Source organism: Kitasatospora aureofaciens (assembly GCF_001188955.3).
GTDB classification, from domain to species: Bacteria; Actinomycetota; Actinomycetes; order Streptomycetales; family Streptomycetaceae; genus Kitasatospora; species Kitasatospora aureofaciens.
The window spans coordinates 63,009-81,122 of sequence record NZ_JPRF03000016.1 but is presented as its reverse complement, the minus strand read 5'-3'; the positions used below and the strand labels follow the sequence as shown (position 1 = coordinate 81,122).

Annotated in this window: 21 protein-coding genes; 10 read left to right on the top strand and 11 right to left on the bottom strand. The window is 74.0% G+C overall.

Annotation, left to right across the window (positions count from 1 at the left end; all coding sequences use genetic code 11):
• The first annotated feature begins 35 nt into the window (after positions 1–35).
• The 3 genes from HS99_RS09325 (at position 36) to HS99_RS09315 (ending at position 1,900) form a co-directional block, all read left to right on the top strand.
• Positions 36–302, top strand: coding sequence for a UBP-type zinc finger domain-containing protein (locus HS99_RS09325; RefSeq protein ID WP_030288435.1), 267 nt, complete (start codon positions 36–38; stop codon positions 300–302).
• A gap of 117 nt (positions 303–419) precedes the next feature.
• On the top strand, positions 420–689 hold the full coding sequence (locus HS99_RS09320; protein WP_030288436.1) for a hypothetical protein: 270 nt from the start codon (positions 420–422) through the stop codon (positions 687–689).
• Positions 690–922: 233 nt separating this feature from the next.
• On the top strand, positions 923–1,900 hold the full coding sequence (locus tag HS99_RS09315) for a sigma-70 family RNA polymerase sigma factor (RefSeq protein ID WP_030288438.1): 978 nt from the start codon (positions 923–925) through the stop codon (positions 1,898–1,900).
• On the opposite strand, the gene HS99_RS46430 is transcribed toward HS99_RS09315, so the two are convergent.
• The gene (locus tag HS99_RS46430) at positions 1,808–2,143 is read right to left on the bottom strand and encodes an STAS domain-containing protein (RefSeq protein WP_046385860.1); all 336 of its coding nucleotides are present in this window, start codon (positions 2,141–2,143) and stop codon (positions 1,808–1,810) included. The two genes, HS99_RS09315 and HS99_RS46430, sit on opposite strands and share 93 nt — an antisense overlap.
• Before the next feature lie 225 nt (positions 2,144–2,368).
• Here HS99_RS46430 and HS99_RS09305 point away from each other — a divergent pair, with 225 nt between their 5' ends.
• Positions 2,369–2,860 carry an NUDIX domain-containing protein gene (locus tag HS99_RS09305; RefSeq protein WP_078867556.1) on the top strand — a complete coding sequence of 164 codons (492 nt, stop codon included), beginning with the start codon at positions 2,369–2,371 and terminating at the stop codon, positions 2,858–2,860.
• Positions 2,861–2,927: 67 nt separating this feature from the next.
• Here HS99_RS09305 and HS99_RS09300 read toward each other — a convergent pair whose 3' ends face one another.
• The 3 genes from HS99_RS09300 to HS99_RS09290 form a co-directional block, all read right to left on the bottom strand.
• On the bottom strand, positions 2,928–3,689 hold the full coding sequence (locus HS99_RS09300) for a Clp protease N-terminal domain-containing protein (protein ID WP_030288442.1): 762 nt from the start codon (positions 3,687–3,689) through the stop codon (positions 2,928–2,930).
• 97 nt (positions 3,690–3,786) lie between these two features.
• Positions 3,787–4,524, bottom strand: a complete 738-nt coding sequence (locus tag HS99_RS09295) for a tyrosine-protein phosphatase (protein WP_030288445.1) — start codon at positions 4,522–4,524, stop codon at positions 3,787–3,789.
• Between the two features lie 127 nt (positions 4,525–4,651).
• Complete coding sequence (locus HS99_RS09290; protein WP_043389055.1) at positions 4,652–5,365, bottom strand: VC0807 family protein; 714 nt, start codon at positions 5,363–5,365, stop codon at positions 4,652–4,654.
• 427 nt (positions 5,366–5,792) lie between these two features.
• Between HS99_RS09290 and HS99_RS09285 the strand changes: the two genes are divergently transcribed.
• The 3 genes from HS99_RS09285 (at position 5,793) to HS99_RS47695 (ending at position 9,700) form a co-directional block, all read left to right on the top strand.
• Entirely contained in the window at positions 5,793–6,569 is a 777-nt protein-coding gene (locus HS99_RS09285) for an RNA polymerase sigma factor (protein ID WP_232543167.1), read from the top strand.
• Complete coding sequence (locus tag HS99_RS09280; RefSeq protein WP_051835589.1) at positions 6,566–7,567, top strand: hypothetical protein; 1,002 nt, start codon at positions 6,566–6,568, stop codon at positions 7,565–7,567. The genes HS99_RS09285 and HS99_RS09280 overlap by 4 nt, the downstream gene beginning before the upstream one ends.
• Before the next feature lie 519 nt (positions 7,568–8,086).
• Positions 8,087–9,700, top strand: a complete 1,614-nt coding sequence (locus HS99_RS47695) for a protein kinase domain-containing protein (RefSeq protein ID WP_050366706.1) — start codon at positions 8,087–8,089, stop codon at positions 9,698–9,700.
• Between the two features lie 185 nt (positions 9,701–9,885).
• Here the strand turns inward: HS99_RS47695 and HS99_RS09270 are convergent, their stop codons facing one another.
• The 5 genes from HS99_RS09270 to HS99_RS09250 all read right to left on the bottom strand — a co-directional run bounded on the left by HS99_RS09270 (position 9,886) and on the right by HS99_RS09250 (position 14,067).
• A complete protein-coding gene (locus HS99_RS09270; RefSeq protein ID WP_037830814.1) occupies positions 9,886–10,410 on the bottom strand; it encodes an ion channel in 525 nt (174 codons plus the stop codon).
• A 168-nt stretch (positions 10,411–10,578) separates the two neighbouring features.
• The gene (tatA, locus tag HS99_RS09265; protein WP_030288456.1) at positions 10,579–10,860 is read right to left on the bottom strand and encodes a Sec-independent protein translocase subunit TatA; all 282 of its coding nucleotides are present in this window, start codon (positions 10,858–10,860) and stop codon (positions 10,579–10,581) included.
• 197 nt (positions 10,861–11,057) lie between these two features.
• The gene (locus HS99_RS09260) at positions 11,058–11,627 is read right to left on the bottom strand and encodes a methyltransferase family protein (RefSeq protein WP_030288457.1); all 570 of its coding nucleotides are present in this window, start codon (positions 11,625–11,627) and stop codon (positions 11,058–11,060) included.
• 110 nt (positions 11,628–11,737) lie between these two features.
• Positions 11,738–12,370, bottom strand: a complete 633-nt coding sequence (locus tag HS99_RS09255; protein ID WP_030288458.1) for a class I SAM-dependent methyltransferase — start codon at positions 12,368–12,370, stop codon at positions 11,738–11,740.
• Between the two features lie 143 nt (positions 12,371–12,513).
• On the bottom strand, positions 12,514–14,067 hold the full coding sequence (locus HS99_RS09250) for an MFS transporter (RefSeq protein ID WP_043389058.1): 1,554 nt from the start codon (positions 14,065–14,067) through the stop codon (positions 12,514–12,516).
• A gap of 109 nt (positions 14,068–14,176) precedes the next feature.
• On the opposite strand from HS99_RS09250, the gene HS99_RS09245 reads away from it, so the two are divergent.
• Positions 14,177–14,791 (top strand): TetR/AcrR family transcriptional regulator, encoded by a 615-nt coding sequence (locus HS99_RS09245; protein WP_046385460.1) that lies wholly within the window; start codon positions 14,177–14,179, stop codon positions 14,789–14,791.
• Here HS99_RS09245 and HS99_RS09240 read toward each other — a convergent pair.
• Complete coding sequence (locus tag HS99_RS09240; RefSeq protein ID WP_030288463.1) at positions 14,781–15,098, bottom strand: cupin domain-containing protein; 318 nt, start codon at positions 15,096–15,098, stop codon at positions 14,781–14,783. The two genes, HS99_RS09245 and HS99_RS09240, sit on opposite strands and share 11 nt — an antisense overlap.
• Positions 15,099–15,234: 136 nt before the next feature.
• On the opposite strand from HS99_RS09240, the gene HS99_RS09235 reads away from it, so the two are divergent.
• Positions 15,235–15,501 (top strand): hypothetical protein, encoded by a 267-nt coding sequence (locus HS99_RS09235; protein WP_030288465.1) that lies wholly within the window; start codon positions 15,235–15,237, stop codon positions 15,499–15,501.
• 66 nt (positions 15,502–15,567) lie between these two features.
• Here HS99_RS09235 and HS99_RS09230 read toward each other — a convergent pair whose 3' ends face one another.
• Complete coding sequence (locus HS99_RS09230; RefSeq protein ID WP_030288467.1) at positions 15,568–16,725, bottom strand: acyl-CoA dehydrogenase family protein; 1,158 nt, start codon at positions 16,723–16,725, stop codon at positions 15,568–15,570.
• 209 nt (positions 16,726–16,934) lie between these two features.
• On the opposite strand from HS99_RS09230, the gene HS99_RS09225 reads away from it, so the two are divergent.
• On the top strand, positions 16,935–18,086 hold the full coding sequence (locus tag HS99_RS09225) for a TetR/AcrR family transcriptional regulator (protein WP_037830819.1): 1,152 nt from the start codon (positions 16,935–16,937) through the stop codon (positions 18,084–18,086).
• Positions 18,087–18,114 lie beyond the last annotated feature (28 nt).

Here is an 18,114-nt window from a genome sequence, read left to right as displayed (position 1 = left end):
CGGCGGCCCCGCCCGGGCCGTCATAGCCTTCGAGCATGAGCGCCTGCGAAGACCTCGCCGTGGCACCCCGGGACATCGATCCCCTCGCACCCGTCGACGGCTGCGCCGACTGCCTGGCCCAGGGCCGTCGGGACTGGGTGCACCTGCGGATCTGCCTGGACTGCGGCCACATCGGCTGCTGCGACTTCTCGCCGCAGCGGCACGCCACCGCGCACTTCCACGACACCTCCCACCCGGTGATCCGCTCGTACGAGCCGGGGGAGGACTGGCGCTGGTGCTTCGTCCACGAGGTCATGGGCTGAGCACGCCCTGCCTCCGCGGTGGCACCGGCCCGTGACCCGGGTAAAATCCCGACATAACGCCCATGCGGTCCCTCCGGCCGGCACCCGTCCGGCCGTGGCCGCCGAAGGGAGGTCGACGTGACCAAGCACGCAGCGGGCAGCACCGCCAAGTTCCGCCAGGGCACCCTGGACCTGTTGGACCGCCGGGGCATGGCGACCACACCGAGCCGGCTCGGGCCGAAGCCGCGGCCCGGCGCGGTGACCGCCGAGGCCGGGCACGCCAACGGCGACACCTTCCGCCACATCGGGCGCGATGTCACGCCCCCGGGGGTGCACGCCGCCCCACCGGTCCAGGGGGAGCTCAAGGGACACCGGCACCGTGGTGCGGAGAAGCACTCCGCCCACTGACCGGCGGCCGCCCCCCGGAGGTCCTCGGAGGGCCCCGGAGCTCCCCGGAGGGCCCCCGGGGCCGTCTTCGAACTCCCGCCTGCGGGGCCGTCAGGGGCGGACGCCACCGACCCGGCGTCCGCCCCTGACGTGTGCTCAGGGAGCCTTCCCGTTGGCCCCGGAAAGAGTTGTCAGTGGGCTGCGCTACCGTCGTCCCGTAAGCCAGCACACGGCAGTACGACGGGGGGCGCGCCATGACCGACGTGATCACGGAGGAGCCGGTCGAGCTCCAGTTGGAGCGGTACCGCACCGAACTCACCGGCTACTGCTACCGGATGCTGGGCTCGGTCTTCGAGGCCGAGGACGCGGTGCAGGAGACCATGGTCCGGGCCTGGCGCGGGCACAAGGGCTTCGAGGGGCGGGCCGCGCTGCGCTCCTGGCTGTACCGAATAGCCACCAACGTCTGCCTGGACGCGCTCAACGGCCGCAAGGGCCGCGCCCGTCCGATGGACCTCGCCGGGCCGGTGACGGTGGCCACCGCGAGCGCCACCCAGCTCCCCGAGGTCACGTGGATCGGCCCCGCACCGGACGGGCGGGTGCTCCCCGAGACGGGGGACCCGGCCGAGGTGGCCGCCCAGCGCGAGTCGGTGAAGCTGGCCTTCGTCGCCGTGCTGCAGCGCCTCGCGCCCCGGCAGCGGGCCGTGCTGATCCTGCGCGAGGTGCTCGGCTGGAAGGCCGCCGAGGTGGCCGAACTGCTCGGCGTCACCGTCGCGTCGGTCAACAGCGCGCTGCAGCGGGCACGCTCGGTGCTCGCCGCCGACGCCTCGGCCGCCCGCCCGGCCCCCGCGCTGGACGACGCGCACCGGGCGCTGCTGGACCGCTACGTCCGCGCCTTCGAGGCGTACGACATGGACGGCCTGGCCGCGCTGCTGCACGAGGACGTCACGCTCAACATGCCGCCGTTCTCGATGTGGCTGCAGGGCCAGGAGGAGATCCGGGCGTGGATGCTGGGCCCGGGGCAGGGCTGCCGGGGCTCCCGGCTGCTCCCGGTGACGGCCAACGGCGGCCCGGCGCTGGCCCAGTACCGGCCGAGCCCGGACGGCGGGCACGAGCCGTGGGCGCTGGTGGTGCTGGAGGTGTCAGAGGGCCGGATCACCGGGCTCACCAACTTCCTGGACACCGACGTGCTCTTCCCGCTGTTCGGCCTCCCGGACCGGCTCCCCGCCGAGTAGGGCGGCCGGCCAGGGCAGTTCCACGGCGTCCGGCGGATCGCCCGCTCCCGGCAGCAGTGCCGCGAGCCCGCTGAACGCGAGCAGTTCCCGCAGCGGGCCGCTCGCGTTCAGCAGCACCACGCCCACCCGGTGCCGTCCGGCGGCCAGCCGCAGCCGGGCGAGGGCGTCGACGACGGCCAGGTCGGGGGCGGTCAGCGCGCCCAGGTCACAGGTCAGTACGGCTTCGGCCGCAACGTTCTCCATGCGGATTGGACCGTCGCGCGGGCCCCGACTCATCGGTCCCGGCGGCGCCGACCCCGACGGCATCCCGCGGCATCCGGCGGCGTCCGACGACATCCACGCCGCATCCGACGACATCCAAGCCGCATCCGACGACGTCCAAGCGGCGTCCGATGGCGTCCGATGGCGTCCGGACGGCGATGGCAGAGTGGGGGCGACTGAACCGCCCCCTGCCCTTGGAGGAACACCGTGACGGCTGAGCCCTTGAGATCCCGCGAGGAGTGGCTGGCGTCCCTGCCCCGGATCTACGCGGCGGCGGGCTGCCTGCTGCGCGACGAGTCCGGCCGGATCCTGATTGTGAAGGCCGGGTACCGCGAGCACTGGCAGTTCCCGGGCGGGACGATCGACCTCGGCGAGGGCCCGGTCGAGTGCGCCGTGCGGGAGTTGGAGGAGGAGACCGGCATCGTCAAGGAGGCCGGGGACCTGCTGGCCATCTCCTGGACCCACGCCTCGGCCGAACTCGACCACCCCGCCCAGCACTTCATGTTCGACTTCGGCACCGTCCCGGACGGTACCCCGGTGACCGTGCCGGCCGGCGAGCTGGACACCCACCGCTGGGCGTCGACGCAGGAGGCGATGGAACTGCTGGGCCCGGCCCGTTCGGCCCGGCTCAGGGCGGCGCTGGAGGCGGCCGTCGACGGACGGGTCCGGATCGTCACCACCCACGTCTCCGGCTTCTGAGCGGAACGCGGAAGTGCCGTGCCCCGGGCGGGAGTTCCACCCCGGGCACGGCGGTCCGACGGAGGTCTCACTGCTGCTGCCCGGACTCCGCGTCCCGGGCGGCGACGATGGCGGCGATGGCCTCCGCGATGAAGGTCTCCGCCTCGGGCTTGTCCACCTTCAGCCCGGTGAGCACGCCCTCGCCGTTCTCGAACTCCAGCAGCGCGAGCAGGATGTGCTCGGTGCCGACGTAGTTGTGGCCGAGCTTGAGCGCCTCGCGGAAGGTCAGCTCGATCACCTTCTTGCCCTGCGCGTCGTACGGGATCAGCGCGGGGATCGCCTGCTCGACGGCGGCCGGCAGGGCGGCGGTGGCCGCCGTCCGGACGGCCTCCGGGGTGACGCCCTGGGCGGCGAGCGCCTTGAGGCCGATGCCCTCGGGTTCGGCGAGCAGGCCGAGCAGGATGTGCACGGCGGTGATCTCGGGGTTGCTCGCCTTCCTGGCCTCCTCCTGCGAGGCCACGATGACCTTGCGGGCCCGGGGCGTGAACCGGGCGAAGCCCTGGCTGGGGTCGAGGTCGGCGGTGGTGCCCGGGCCCTTGGGGACGAAGCGCTTCTGGGCGGCCTGCTTGCTGACGCCCATGCTGCGGCCGATGTCGGTCCAGGAGGCGCCGGAGCGGCGGGCCTGGTCCACGAAGTGGCCGATCAGGTGGTCGGCGAGGTCGCCGAGGTGGTCGGCGGCGATGACCGCGTCGGAGAGCTGGTCGAGCGCGTCGGTGTGGACCTTCTTGATCGCGGCGATCAGGTCGTCGAGGCGCAGCGGAGTGGTGTTGGGAACAACGGGATTCTCCATGCGTCAACCGTAGGTTGTCGATCCGAGGATCGTCAACCATCAGTTGACGCCTACCCGCAGGTAGGTTGTTCTCCTGTCCCTCGAACGCCCCGGCGCCCTACGCGCCGGGCAGCAGCCGGCTCCGGGCGGCGGCGATCCGGGCCGGCGTGACGCCCGCCGCGAGCAGGTAGCCCGTCGGGTCGAGCCCTTCGAGGGTGGCCTCCAGGGCGGCCTCGGCGGTGGTCCCGGCCTCGGCCAGTACCGCGTCGATCCGGCGGTACGGGTCCGGCAGCCCGAGCATCCCGTACAGCGGGCGGATGTTGGGGCCGCTCAGCAGGTAGTCCTCGGCGATCGCGGCCCGGTCGACCCCGGCCAGGGCGAGCAGCAGCAGGGCGGCCAGGCCGGTGCGGTCGCGGCCGGCGCCGCAGTGCACCACCAGCCCGCCGGGTCGGGCGTCGGCGATCGCGGTGACCAGCGCGGCGGCGGCGTGCGGGCAGTGCTCCAGGTAGGGCCGGAAGGCCAATGGGGTGCCGTCCAGTCGGCCGTGGGTCCGCCACCAGGCGGGGCCGGCCAGTTCGTCCAGCGGGACGCGGACCAGCTCGACGCCCTCGGGGAGCGGGAGGAGCGGCTTGTACTCCTCGGCGTTGCGCAGGTCGACCACGGTGCGGACACCGTGGTCGAGGAGGGCGCCCCAGCCCTCGCGGGTGAGGCGGTCCAGGTTGTCCGCCCGGGCTATCGCGCCACGGGCGGTCGGGCGGCCCGAGGCAGTGGGCAGTCCGCCCAGGTCGCGGACGTTCAGGCAGCCGTCCCAGGCGAGGGTGCGGTCCTCGGTGGTGGTCAGCGCGTCGGTCCGCATGGTGGGCTCCCCGTTTCCTGGATGGGGGGCCCGTTACCCCCTCGTTATAAGGACTCCCGGGAGGTCCCGATGGTTCCGACCGTTCGAACGGTCGGAACCGGCAGTCCGGGCAGCGGCCGAGCGGGGATCAGGCGGCGGTGGGGGCCTCGGCCTCGGCCTCGACCAGCTTCTCGATCGGCTCGACCGCGATCTGGCCGAGCAGGGAGCCGCCCACGATCGCGCCGATCAGGAACACGGTGGACAGCCAGGCCATGGTCGAGACCGGCAGGGTGAAGGCGCCGACCACCCGGGCCGCGCACTCGGTCAGCAGGGCGCCGCCCCAGATGCCGGCGAACACCCGCTCCTGGCGGTGGAAGGCCCGCGAGGCGGCCGCCCGTCCTTCGGCCAGCCGCTGCCAGGCGGCGGCGCGGTCCCGCTTGCCCTTGGTGACGAAGGGCATCAGCATCGGGGTCATCACCGGCCGGCCGATCAGTGCCGAGGCCAGGATCGCCAGCGCCACGCTGCCGCTCAGCAGGCCGTCCTTGGCGATCATCATCCGGGCGTCGCCGGTGACGAAGGTGAGCGCCAGACCGGCCAGGTTGACCACCAGCATCAGCGAGGACCACAGGTTGAGCCTGCGCTCGCGCAGCAGACCGAGGACGGTCCGGCCGGCCGAGAAGGCGCTGCTCCAGGCCAGCGCGGCGAACTCGCTCAGGCCGCAGGCGGAGTGCAGCAGGTAGTACCCGGCCAGCGGCGCCACCACGTCGAGGACGAGCGGGCGCAGGCCGGCGGCCAGCGGGTTGGGCGCCTCGTCGGCCTGGGCGGGAGCGGTGGTGGCGACGGCGACGGTCTGGCTGCTCATGGTGGGTTCCTCCCCCGACTGGTGACTGCGGGCCGCTGCCCGCGTCGTGCCTCCAGTCTTTCCGGCCGACCCTCCGTCAGAGCAGTGCCGTCCGTTGCGGGATCCGCATGACAGTTGTCACTGGGCGGCCCGTGACACCCCCGCTGACCTGCACGTGGAGGTGCGGGCCGGCTCTGCGCGGTGCCGCGGCCACGGCAGGCCGTAGTCGCGCAGCGTCCAGCGGCAGATGCCGGCACGGCCCGGGCAGCCACCCGGAGCGCGAGCGCGCCGGGGACACGTCGGCGGGTCGAATCGATTCGCCCACCGACGACCCGGGCGGGGAACAGCGACCGGGGGCCTTGGCCGCCCGGCGGCCGTCGCCGGGACCTCGACCCCGGCCGGTCCGGTCCTCCGACCGGAGCCGACCCGTTCGCCCGGATGGCGCATGATGTGGCGGGTGCAGAGTGCAGAAAGCCCCGGAGCGGGCACCGGCAGCCCCCTCGGCCGGTCCGGACCAGTACCACCACCGGGCAGGGGCCCCGTTCCCACCGACCTGACCGAGGCGGTCCGTGCCGCCCAGGACGGGGACGAACAGGCGTTCCGGCTGCTGTTCCGGACCGTCCAGCCGGGCCTGCTGCGCTACCTGAGGGTGCTGGTCGGCGGACGGCCGGAGGACGTGCAGGACGCCGAGGACATCGCCTCCGAGACCTGGCTGCAGATCGCCCGCGACCTGCGCGGCTTCTCCGGCGACGGGGACGGCTTCCGTGGCTGGGCCGCCACCATCGCCCGCAACCGCGCGATGGACCACCTGCGTGCCCGGCGCCGCCGCCCGGTCACCGACCTGCCGTTCGAGTACCTGGTCGAGCTGGCCGCCGGGGACGACACCGCGCGCGCCGCGCTCACCACGGTCGGCACCGCCGACGCACTGGCCCTGATCTCCCGGCTGCCGCGGGACCAGGCCGAGGCGGTTCTGCTCAGAGTGGTCATGGAGCTGGACGCCGAGAGCGCCGCCCAGGTGCTCGGCAAGCGGGCCGGCACCGTCCGGATGGCCGCCCACCGGGGGCTGCGGCGGCTGGCCAAGCTGCTGGAGCAGCCCTTCGCCTCCGGCGTCGGGATCCCGGCCGCCGGGAAGCCCGCGGAGGAAGCCGCCGGAAAACCCGCGAAAAAAAGTTCTCCGCAGGGTGTGACAGAACGCCGGGCCGCGACGCTGAAGGACATGAGATGAGCACCAACCGATCCCGTCGGATCGACCGTGATGCCGCCGAGCAGCTGCTCGGCGGTGCCGTGGGCGGCCCGTCGGCCGGGCAGGACGCCTCGCTCACCGGACCGGACGGTCCCGGGCAGCTCGCCCGGGTACTGGCCGCGGCCGCCGCCCCGGCGACGGCCGCGGAACTGGCCGGCGAGGAGGCCGCGCTGGCCGCGTTCCGGGAGGCGAGTCTCACGCCCGACCCCCTAGTGACCCCCGTCCGGAGACGATCGATGGCAACCGCCGCGCTGGCCAGGGCCTTCAGCACGAAGGCCGCTGCCGCCGTGCTCGGCGCCACCGCGCTGTGCGGGGTCGCGGTCGCCGCCGGCACCGGGAACCTGCCCGCCCTCGGCGGCCCGACCGAGCCGGAGCACTCGGTGGCCGCCTCGGGCAGCCCAACCGACTCCACCCACGGCACCACCGGCACCACCGCCAGCCCCGGCACCACCGGCAGCCCCGGCTCCGCCTCCCCGAGCGGATCCGCCCGGCCGACCACCGGCGCCCAGGCCGACCCGCCGCACGGCGTCGCCCCGTCCGCCCCCGCCACACCCGGCGCCCGCGGCGACCACCCCAGCCCACCCGCCGCGCTGGTCCCGCTCTGCCAGAACTTCGCGGATCGTACGAACAAGGGCGAACGCCCCCGCCAACTGGCTGCCGACCCGCTCTTCGCCCCGCTGATCGCGGCGGCCGGCGGAGCGGACGGCGTACCGGACTTCTGCGACGGCACGCCCGGCCACTCCAACGGCGACCACCAGGGCACCCCCGCGCAGCCGAGCCCGTCCACCCGCAACGGCACCCCGAACGGCAACGGCAACGCCAACGGCAACACCAACGGCGAGGACACCAGCGGCGGCAACGGCGCCAAGCCCGGCAAGGGCGGCGTGACCGGCACGCTCCCACCGGCCCTACCCACCCCGCCGAACGCCCGTCCGAGCAGAACCGGCCCCTCCGAGGACGAGCAGTCGGCCCGGAGATGACCCCCAGAACTCCGGGTGGGCGGCGAGCGACTCCCCCCGGGCTCGCCGCCCACCCGGACCGCACCACCCCGCAGTAACCGCAGTACGCACAACCACCCGAACCCCGGGTGGCCGGTCGGCTCCCCCGTGCCCGCCGTCCACCCGGCCGGCCCCGGCCGGACCGGCGGGCGCTCACCCCGGACGCGCCCCGGCCGGCCGGCCCGGAACGTGCGGCCCGCCCGCCCGCAGTCAGGGCGGGCCGCACCCCGATCCGGCGGTCGGGGGACCGCTGCCCGGTCCCCCGGCCGCCACGCCCGGCCCTGCCCCTCCGTGGGCGCGCAGGGCAACGCCCGCCTCACCGCCTCCCACCGAACCGGGCGAGCGGGAACCGCCCCGGCGTCACCCACTCTCCCGAGAGCCCACCCCCACCCGCAGAACCCCGCACAGCCCCCAACCGTCCCCCACCTCAAGACGGCTATCGTGCACGGGTGCACCAGGCATCCCCGGAACCCCGGGCGCCGCACGTGAGGGGAGCTCCAGGTGATCGGACGGGCGCTGAACGGGCGTTACGAACTCGTCGAGATGCTCGGCGTCGGCGGCATGGCCACCGTCTGGCGCGGCGTCGACCGGGTGTTGGGCCGCCAGGTGGCCGTCAAGGTCCTCAACGGCGGCCTCGCCGACGACCCCCGCTTCGCCGAGCGCTTCAGCCGTGAGGCGCAGCACGCCGCCATGCTGGTGCACCCGAGGATCGTCATGGTCTTCGACTCGGGTGTGGACCAGGGCACCCCGTTCATCGTCATGGAGCTGGTCCAGGGCCGTTCGCTGGCCGCCGTCCTGGTCCAGCAGCCGAATCTGCCGGTGGAGCGCGCGGTCGGCATCGCGGCGGCGGTGTGCGAGGCGCTGGCGGTCGCGCACGGGGCCGGGCTGGTGCACCGGGACATCAAGCCCGGGAACATCATGATCACCGACGACGGCGGCGTGAAGGTGGTGGACTTCGGCATCGCCAGGGCCGGGTCCTCCAGCAACCTGACCCAGACCGCGAGCGTGCTGGGTACGGCCGCCTACCTCTCGCCCGAGCAGGCCACCGCCTCCGACCTGGACGGCCGCACCGACCTCTACGCCGTCGGCTGCGTGCTGACCGAGATGCTCACCGGCGAGACCCCGTTCACGGCCGAGTCTCCGGTGGCGATCGCCTTCAAGCACGTCAGTGAGCAGCCCCTGCCGCCGTCCGCCCGGCGTCCCGGCCTGCCGCCGGCCGTGGACGCCGTGGTGCTGCGCCTGCTGGCCAAGGACCCGGCCCACCGCCCGGCCGACGCCGTCGCGGCACGGGCCGAGCTGCTCTCCACCGTCCCGGGCCTGGCGGTCGGCGACCCGACCGCCGAACTGCTCGCGACGGCCGCTCCCACCCAGATGCTCCCGCCGGTGCCCCCGAACCAGCCGGTGCCGTCACACCAGCCGGTGCCGTCACACCAGCCGGTGTCCCCGAACCAGCAGCACACCGCGCTCCTGCCGTCCCAACCCGCTGCCGCCACCTCCCTGCTGCCGTCGGTCCCCGCCGCTCCGCCCGGGGCCCTCGCCGGCTTCCCCGGCACGCCCGCGCCGGCGCGGAACCGCCGCAACAAGCCGCTCGTCCTCGGCGCCCTCGGCATAGCGGGCATAGCCGGGATCACCGCGCTGGCGCTCACCGCCTTCGACGAGCCGGCCGGCAACGCCGCCGCCAAGCCCACCGCCGCCAAGCCCGCGGCCACCGCTCCGGTCACCACGCCGGCCACGCCCCCCACGTCCGGCGCCTCCTCCGCCGCCCCGACGGCCCCGACCGCAGCTGCGTCCCAGGCCGCGCCCACCCAGGCCGTCCCGCGCAACCAGCCCGCGGCCCTCCAGCTCCAGTCCTTCCGCCAGGCGGTCGCCCAGGCTCCGATCACCAAGGAACGCGACAAGCAGGCGGACCTGTTGCGGATCCTCGACGACAGCGCCGCCCGGTTCAACGAGGGCAATCCCGACGACGCCGCCCAGGAGCTCAGGGCCGCCCAGAAGACGGTCAAGGACCTGGGCAAGAAGCACTCCATCGATCCCCTCACCTACGCCAACTGGAACGCCCGCCTCGGCGCGCTCCTCACCACCCTCCACGCGACGGCCGACAACCAGGACGACTGACGCCGCGCCAGGGCGTCCCGGACGGCCGCACCGGGGGTCCGGGCCTTGTCGTCGGTCCTGCCACGGCGGAGTGCGGGTCCGTCCACAGCCTGTGGACGGACCCGCACTCCGCCGCCCGAGCCCCACGGCTGACAGTCCGGCAGGATGCGCGGCGGGCCGGGTGGGGGCAGGCCGCCGAGCCGGAGTCACTCCTCGCGCCGGACCCGCCGTTCGATGCTGCTCCGGACCGCCTGGGACGCCGTCCCGGCGGCCGCCGCAAGGAACACGAAGTTGTACCCGATCTGCAGCACCACCACGAGCCGCGCCGACTGGCCGGCCGGAGTGATGTCCCCGTACCCGACCGTCGACATCGTCACGACCGTGAAGTACAGCGCGTCCAGCCGCGTCTCCAGCCCCGCGAACTCGGCCCTGTGCGTACCCATCACGTAGTACGACGCCGAGAAGATGGTCATCGCCAGGAAGATCAGGAAGGCCAGCCAGACCACCGGCCGCTTCGCCGTTCCCAGCACCACCCCGACGATCTTGACCACCATCAGCCAGGTCATCCCGCCCAGTGCCCCCGCGAAGACCAGCCAGCTGAGCACCGGCCGACGGTCACCGAACCACTCCAGGGGCAGCGTGAAGTACCCGACCATCAGCAGCGTGAACGCGCAGAGCAGCCACGCTCCGGCCCGGAAGTCGAGGGGTGGAGAGCCAGGGTTCTCGGACATCCTGCCCAGCCTCGCCCACCGGCACGGCCCCCGCCCGCCCCGATCGGCTGTTCGGCCGATCCGCCGCCGGACGCCCGGCCCGCGGCTCCGGTCCCGGCTCCGACCCCCGAACGGCGTCGAGCCCCTGGTGGAAGGTCCACCAGGGGCTCGACGGGGAGTTCGGACGACTCAGGCGGTCGTGCCGGTGTGCTTGGTCTCGGTGGCCTTGGTCACGTTGGTCGGCGTGACGGCCGGGCGGTCGGCGCCCTGCTGGGGGGTGGCCGTGCTCTGCGCGGTGCCGGCGTCCGCCGGGGTGTCCTCCTCGCGCATCGCCTTGGTCTCCGCCTTCAGGATGCGCATCGACTTGCCCAGGCCGCGGGCCATCTCCGGCAGCTTCTTCGATCCGAACAGCAGGACTACGACCGCCAGCACCACCAAAATGTGCCAGGGCTCAAGACCGTTCCGCAGCATCCCTGGCCACCGGTCCCTTCTTGTCTAGAGTCACGGGTGGGCGCGAGCGCCCATGCTCGCCAGTATGCCTGGACCTGACGGCGAACGGATACACCAGCCGGGAAACGCTGGCCGAAAACCAGGTGCCGTTCGAGCGGAGCGTGAGCGACGCGGCCCCGAAGTGGTGTCCGCCCGCACCCGCCCCACGGCCGGACCGATCAGTAGACGAACGGCACCAGGCGCTTGGACTCCTTCCGGTACCGCGCGTACGCCGGACCGAAGGACGCCAGCAGCAGCCGCTCCTCGGCGGCGATCCGCCAGCCGTACGCGCCGAGCAGCAGCGCGGCAACCACCAGGGCGGCGGCCCAGCCGCCGGCGCCGAGCGCGTAGCCGATCCAGACCAGCAGGCTGCCGGCGTAGCCGGGGTGGCGGATCAGCCGGTACGGGCCGGAGCGGACCACGTGCTGGGTGGCCACGGTGCGCAGGGTGCGGGTGTAGTAGCGGCCCAGGGTCCGCATGCCCCAGGCTCGCAGGGCCAGCCCGGCGAGGACCAGCGCGACCCCGAACCAGCGTGCCCAGGTCGGCGGTTCACCGATCGAGGCGCGGTCGAACAGCACCACGGCCGGCACGGACGCGGCGTAGCAGGAGAGCAGCAGCCGGGTCGAGCCGCGGTCGCGGTCGTCCGTGTGCCAGGTGCCGGCCTCGCCGTCCTCGCGGCGTCGCAGCAGCAGCTCGTAGGCGATCCAGCAGAGGAGGCCGAGCAGGGAGAGGAGGGACGGCAGGGACATCGGGTGGCTCCTGACGGTCGTGGGTACCCCTCAACGGTCCTCCGGTCGGGCCGCCGCGACACGCACCCCGAGGTGGACGCAGCGGTGTCCACCCCCGGGTGGAGCGGCCCTTACGGGCGCCGCGCCAGCAGGTAGCCGCGCCGGGTGTCGGCCTCCTCGGGCAGGCCCACCCGTTCGAGCCGAGCCTCGACGGCGAACCCGGCCTCGGCGAGGCGGTCGGCGACGGCGTCGGTCTCCAGGAAGTGGAAGTCCACGTGGACCCGGTGGCCCCACCACTCCTCCAGCCGTCGGACCTCCTTGCCCAGGTGGAAGGAGACCAGCAGCACCCCGCCGGGCCGAAGCACCCGCCGCATCTCGACGAAGGCGGGCAGCAGCTCGTCCGGCTCCAGGTGGATCACCGAGTACAGTGCCACCGCGGCCGCGAACTCCCCGTCCCCGGCGGGCAGCGCCAGCAGGTCGCCGGTGCGGAACGCGGCCTCCGGGTGCTCACGCCCGGCCAGCTCGACCATCCGGGGCGAGAGGTCGATCCCGACCACCCGCGCGCCCTGCCCGGCCAGCCACCCCGCCACGTGCCCGGGCCCGCACCCGAGGTCCGCCACGACTCCGCCGGCCGCCTCCTCCAGGACGGCGCTCAGCAGTGCCCGGTCCACCACCTTGTGCGCCAGCTCACCCCCGATCCGCTCCAGGTACTCCTCCGCCACCGCGTCGTAACTCCCGCGCACCCGCCCGTGAACGTTCTCCATGGCCGCCACCCTGGCATGCCTGGCCACTCCTGCACCGGGTCTTCGCGAACCCCGCCCCTGGCTCCGGCGCGGACGGCGGAGAGCCCCCGCCCGGGCGGGCGGAGGCTCTCGATGACTCGCGCGGACCGGAAGCCGTGGACGGGTCAGGCGGCGACGGGCTCCTGCTCCGGGGCCGTGGTGGCGGCCGCGGGGAGGTGGCGCAGCAGTCGGTAGGCCAGGAGGGCGGCGCCGAGGGCGAAGAGCAGGCCGACGACGGCGGCGACGTGCAGGCCGTCGGTGAAGGCGCCGCGGGCGGTCTCCAGCAGGTCGGGGCCGAGCCGTCCGGGAAGGTGGGCGGCGACGGATACCGCGCCGCCGAGGGTGTCCCGGGCGGTGCCGGCGGCCGCGACGTCGACACCCGCCGGGAGCGCGCCGTCCAGCTGGTGGCGGTAGACCGCGGCGCCCGCCGCGCCCAGCAGGGCGATGCCGAGGGAGCTGCCGAGTTCGACGGCGGTCTCGGAGGTGGCGGAGGCGGCGCCGGCCTGCTCGGCCGGGGCGGCGGAGACGACCATCTCGGCGGTCATCGTCATGGTGCCGACGGTGCCCGCGGCCAGCACGCCCGCCGAGGTGAGGATGAGGGCCAGCGGCGAGTGGGGGCCGACCTGGGTCATCATCGCGAAGCCGGTCGCGCCGACCACGAAGCCGCCGCACATCAGGGCCGCCGGGCGGACCTTGCCGGCCAGCGCCGAGCCGATGCCGATCGCGGCGCCGACGCCGACGCTGGGCACCAGCGACCAGAGCGAGGCGGTGAACGGGCTCATGCCCTTGACCAGCTGCAGGTACTGCGAGGTGAAGAGGGCGAAGCCCATCATGGCGAACATCGCGAGGGTGTTGACGCTGATCGCCCCGCTGAAGGTGCGGATCCGGAACAGGCTCAGGTCGATCAGGGGGTTCGCCGCGGTGTGCTGGCGCCACACGAAGGCGCCGGCCAGCAGCAGTCCGGCCGCGGTGGCGAGGGCGGGCCGCGGGCTCCAGCCGTCCACGGCGAGGGTCTTGACGCCGTAGACCAGCGGGAGGATCGCGGCGAGCGAGAGCGCGGCGCCGGGCAGGTCGAAGCGGCCGGTGGGGGCGGTGGTGCGGTACTCGGGCAGCAGGACGGGCACGGTCAGCAGCACCAGGACCATCACCGGCACGGCCACCAGGAAGGCCGAGCCCCACCAGTAGTGGTCCAGCAGCAGCCCGCCCGCGACCGGGCCGAGGGTGGCGCCGGCGGTGAGCATGCCGCCCCAGGCACCGAGCGCGGTCTGCCGCTGCTTGGTGTCGTGGAAGGTGTTGCGGATCAGCGCGAGGGTCGAGGGCATCACGGTGGCCCCGGCGGCGCCGAGCAGGGCGCGAGCGGCGATCAGCTGTTCGGCGCTGCCGGACCAGGCGGCCAGCAGGGAGGCCCCGGTGAAGCCCGCGGCGCCGATCAGCAGCAGTCGGCGGCGGCCGATCCGGTCGCCCAGCGCGCCCATCGTGATGAGCAGCCCGGCCAGCAGGAAGGAGTACATGTCCATGATCCACAGCTGCTGGGTGCCGCTGGGCGCCAGCTCGGTGGAGATGTACGGGACTGCGAAGAACAGCACGCCCATGTCCATGGACAGGACGAGCGTCGGGAGCAGGAGGACGGCCAGGCCGATCCATTCGCGACGGCCTGCGCGGCCGGTGGTTGCGGTCATGGGAAAGACGGTACGGACGTGTCAGACGTTTGTCTAGTACAAGCGTGTAAAACGAAAGTCCAAGACTCTCGTGCAAGACATCTGTGCAGCACTTCCGTACGATCGGGGCATGGGAAACCGCGAAGACCTGATGGCCGGCGCCAAGCGCTGCCTGTACGAGAAGGGCTACGGACGCACCACGGCCCGCGACATCGCGACCGCCTCGGGCGTCAGCCTGGCCGCGATCGGCTACCACTTCGGCTCGAAGGACACGCTGCTCAACGCCGCGATGATCGAGGCGATCGGCGAGATGGGCGAGGCCCTGGGGGCGGTGGTGTACGGCGCCAATCAGGTGTCGGACGATCCGGAGGTGCGCTTCGCGGCCGTCTGGAACGGCCTCCGGGACGTCTTCGTCGAGCACCGCGGGCTCTGGGCGGCCCAGTTCGAGGCCCTCGCCCAGGCGGGGCACAACCCCGAGCTGGCGCGGGCCCTCGAGGAGGTGCAGAAGGAAGGCCGGCTCGGTCTCGCCGCGGTGTTCCAGGGGGTGACCGAGGTGCCGGACAACGACGAGGAGCTCGCCCGCGGCACCTTCTACCAGATCCTGCTGGCCGGCTATGTCGCCCAGTGGCTGGCCGCGCCCGAACTGGCCCCGGACGGGTTCGAGTTCCTGCGCGGGCTCCGGCTGGTCAGCGGCAGCGTCCTGGGGGCCGACGCCGGCGCCCCGGGGGCCGACGCTACGCGGTGACCGCCGTCAGCAGCACCACCGAGTCGACGTGCGCCAGCAGCCCGTGCCGCTCCTGCGGGACGGGCTCCAGCTCGCCGACGGAGAGTTCCAGCTGTCGGCCGGCGATGGTCAGCGAGACCCGACCGCGCAGCACCTGCACGCTCCCGGCGGTGGGCGGGTTGTGCTCGTCCAGCGCGGTGCCCGCGGTCATCGCGATCACGGTCTGCCGCAGCATCCCGTCGTGCAGCACCAGGTGGGCGCTGCGCCCGTGCGGACTCTCGGCCGCCAGGCCGGTGTGCTCCACGGCGAGCCGTTCGAGATCGGGCATCGCGCCACCTCCTCCTCAAGCCGGGTGCCCGGGTTGTGTGCCCAGGCTGGCGGACGCACCGGCGACGCGCACCCGGAGAGCCCCGGAGCGGGCCACCCGAGGTGCGGCCCGCGCCGACTGCCCGCATCGTGGAGGCATGGCGACCAACCAGACGACTTCCAACGGGTTCCAGGTCAACCGCTCCCTGCTGGTCGGCGGCGTTGCACTGGCCGGCATCGGCTCGGTGCTCGGCGCGGCCGGGGCGGCGCTGGTGTGCGCGGCGCTGTTCAGCGCGGGCCGCAGCTGGGTGCGCGGCCTGGAGGCCGCGCCGGCCGTGCTTGCCCAGCGGGCCCTGCGCGAGGCCAAGGTGGCCTCCGCGGCGGGCTGGGAGGCCTGGCGGGCCGAGCACGGTTCGGCCAACTGAGCCGACCGGGCCGCATCGGGCTCGGTCGGCCCGGTCGGTCGGCCCGGTCGGTCAGGCCGGTCCGCCCTACAGCCCCAGGGACTTGGCGATGATGCTGCGCATGACCTCGCTGGTGCCGCCGTAGATCCGGAACACCCGGTTGTCGGTGTAGAGCCGGGCGATCGGGTACTCCAGGATGTAGCCGTAACCGCCGTGCAGCTGAAGGCACTTGTCGATGACGGTGGAGGCCGACTCGGTGCAGAACAGCTTCGCGGCGGCCGCGTCCGCCACGGTCAGCTCGCCGTCCTGGTAGAGCTCCAGCGCGCGGTCCACCATCGACTGCTGCGCCAGCACCTGGGCCTGGCAGTCGGCCAGGGTGAACTTGGTGTTCTGGAACTCGGCCACCGCCTTGCCGAACACCTTGCGGTCCTTGACGTACTGCACCGCGAACCGCACCGCCGCCGCGGCCGCCGCGTACGCGCCGACGGCGATCGCCAGCCGCTCCTGCACCAGGTTGTGGGTCAGGTAGGAGAAGGCCCGGCCCTCCTCGCCGAGCAGGTTCTCCACCGGCACCTTGACGTCGCTGAACGCCAGCTCCGCGGTGTCCGAGGTGCGCAGGCCGATCTTCTGCAGCTTGCGGCCCACCGAGTAGCCCGGCGAGGTGGTGTCCACGCACAGGATGGACAGCCCGGCCCGGCGGTTCTCGGGGTCGTACGGTGCGGTGCGGCAGACCACCAGGACCAGGTCGGCCAGCACGCCGCCGGTGATGAAGGTCTTGGCGCCGTTCAGGACGTAGTGGGTGCCGTCCTCGGAGAGCCGGGCGGTGGTGGAGATGCCCGCGAGGTCGGAGCCGGCGCCGGGCTCGGTCATCGCGATCGCGGTCATGATGTCGCCGGAGACGAAGCCGGGCAGCCAGCGCCGCTTCTGCTCCTCGTTGGCGTACTCCAGCAGGTACGGCAGCACCAGCCCGGTGTGCACGCCGGAGGAGCCGAAGCTCACGCCCGCCCGGGCGGTCTCCTCGGCGATCACCGCCTGGTACTTGAAACCGCTCTCGCCCGCGCCGCCGTACTCCTCCGGCACCTCGATGCCGTAGACGCCGAGTTCGCCGAGCTGGCGGTAGAAGTCGCGGGGCGGGTGGCCGTCGGCCTCCCAGCTCTCGTAGACCGGGACGACCTCGTTGGCGATGAAGTCCCGGATGGTCTCCCGGAAGGCCTCGTGGTCCTCGTTGAACACGGTGCGGCGCACGGCGGCGCTCCCTTCGACGGTGCCGGCCGGCGGGCCGGCGGAGGCGGAACGTGCCAGGTGGTGGCCCGACAAGTTAATCCCCGGTAGCCTCGACTGTCCAGCGTTGCGACCCCTGGGAACCGGCCTGGAAGAGCAGTCCCGCCCGGCGGCGAAGTGAATCCTTGCTAGCCTTCTGGCGGGGTTGAGGACGAACGCGAGGGAGGCCCGCCATGGTGGTCCGACGGCCGCCCGGCCGACGCGCCCAGATCCTCGCCGTGGCCGCCGACCGCTTCCACCGCAGCGGCTACCACCAGGTCTCGATGACCGAGGTCGCCGCCGGGGTGGGCATCACCGCGCCCGCCCTCTACCGGCACTTCCGCGGCAAGCCCGAACTGCTCGACCGCGCCGTCCGGTTGGGCCTGGACGCACTCGCCGACGGCCTGCGCACGGCCCGCACCACCGCCGAACTCGGCGCCGCACTGGCCGCGGTGGCGGTCGGCCACCGCCCGCTCGGCACCCTGGTGCAGCGCGACGCCCGGCTGCTGCCGCCCGCCCGCCGGGCCGAGCTGCGCCGCGAACTCCGTACGGACGTCGCCCTGATGACAGCCGTGCTGCGCGCCGAGCGGCCCGAGCTGGCCCGGGCGGACGCGGAGTTGCTGTGCTGGTCGGCGCTCTCCGGCTGTGCCGGGCTGTCCTACCTGTCGGTCGCGCCGCAGCCCCGCCGGGCCGAGGCGCTGCTGCGCGAACTGGTCGCGGCCGTCCTCGCGGTGTCCCTGGACGGTACGGCCGCCGGGCCGGAAGCCGCGCCGGTGTCGCGGCCGAGGCCGCAGGCGCGCCGGGAGGAACTGCTCGCCGCAGCTGTCCGGCTGTTCCACCAGCGCGGTTTCGACAACGTCAGCACCGACCAGCTCGGCGCCGCCGTCGGCATCTCCGGGCCCAGCGTGTACCGGCACTTCGACAGCAAGGCCGACCTGCTCGCCGCCTCCCTGGTGCGCAGCCGGGAGCGGCTCTGGCACCAGGTGGACGGTGCGATCGCGACCGCCGCCGGGCCGCGGGCGGCGCTGGCGGCCGGACTGGGCGCGTACGTCGACTTCGCGCTGCGCAACGGCGACTACCTGGGCGCGATGCTCAGCGAGACGGAGCGGCTGGCCCCGCCGGACCGCCGGATCGCGGTGGACTTCCGGCGCGACTTCCTGCGCACCTGGGTCGGCCTGCTGCGGCAGGTGCGCCCGGAGGAGGACGCGCTGGCCGCCCGGATCCGGGTGCACGCGCTGTTCTCGCTGGTCAACGACGGGGTGCGGAACCGTCCGCACAGCGCCAGGCCGGACCTCGGCGACTGCCTGCGTCGACTGGGCCGGGCGGTGCTGGGGGTGCCGGAGTAGCGCGCGGGCCGGATGCCCGCCCCGCGCG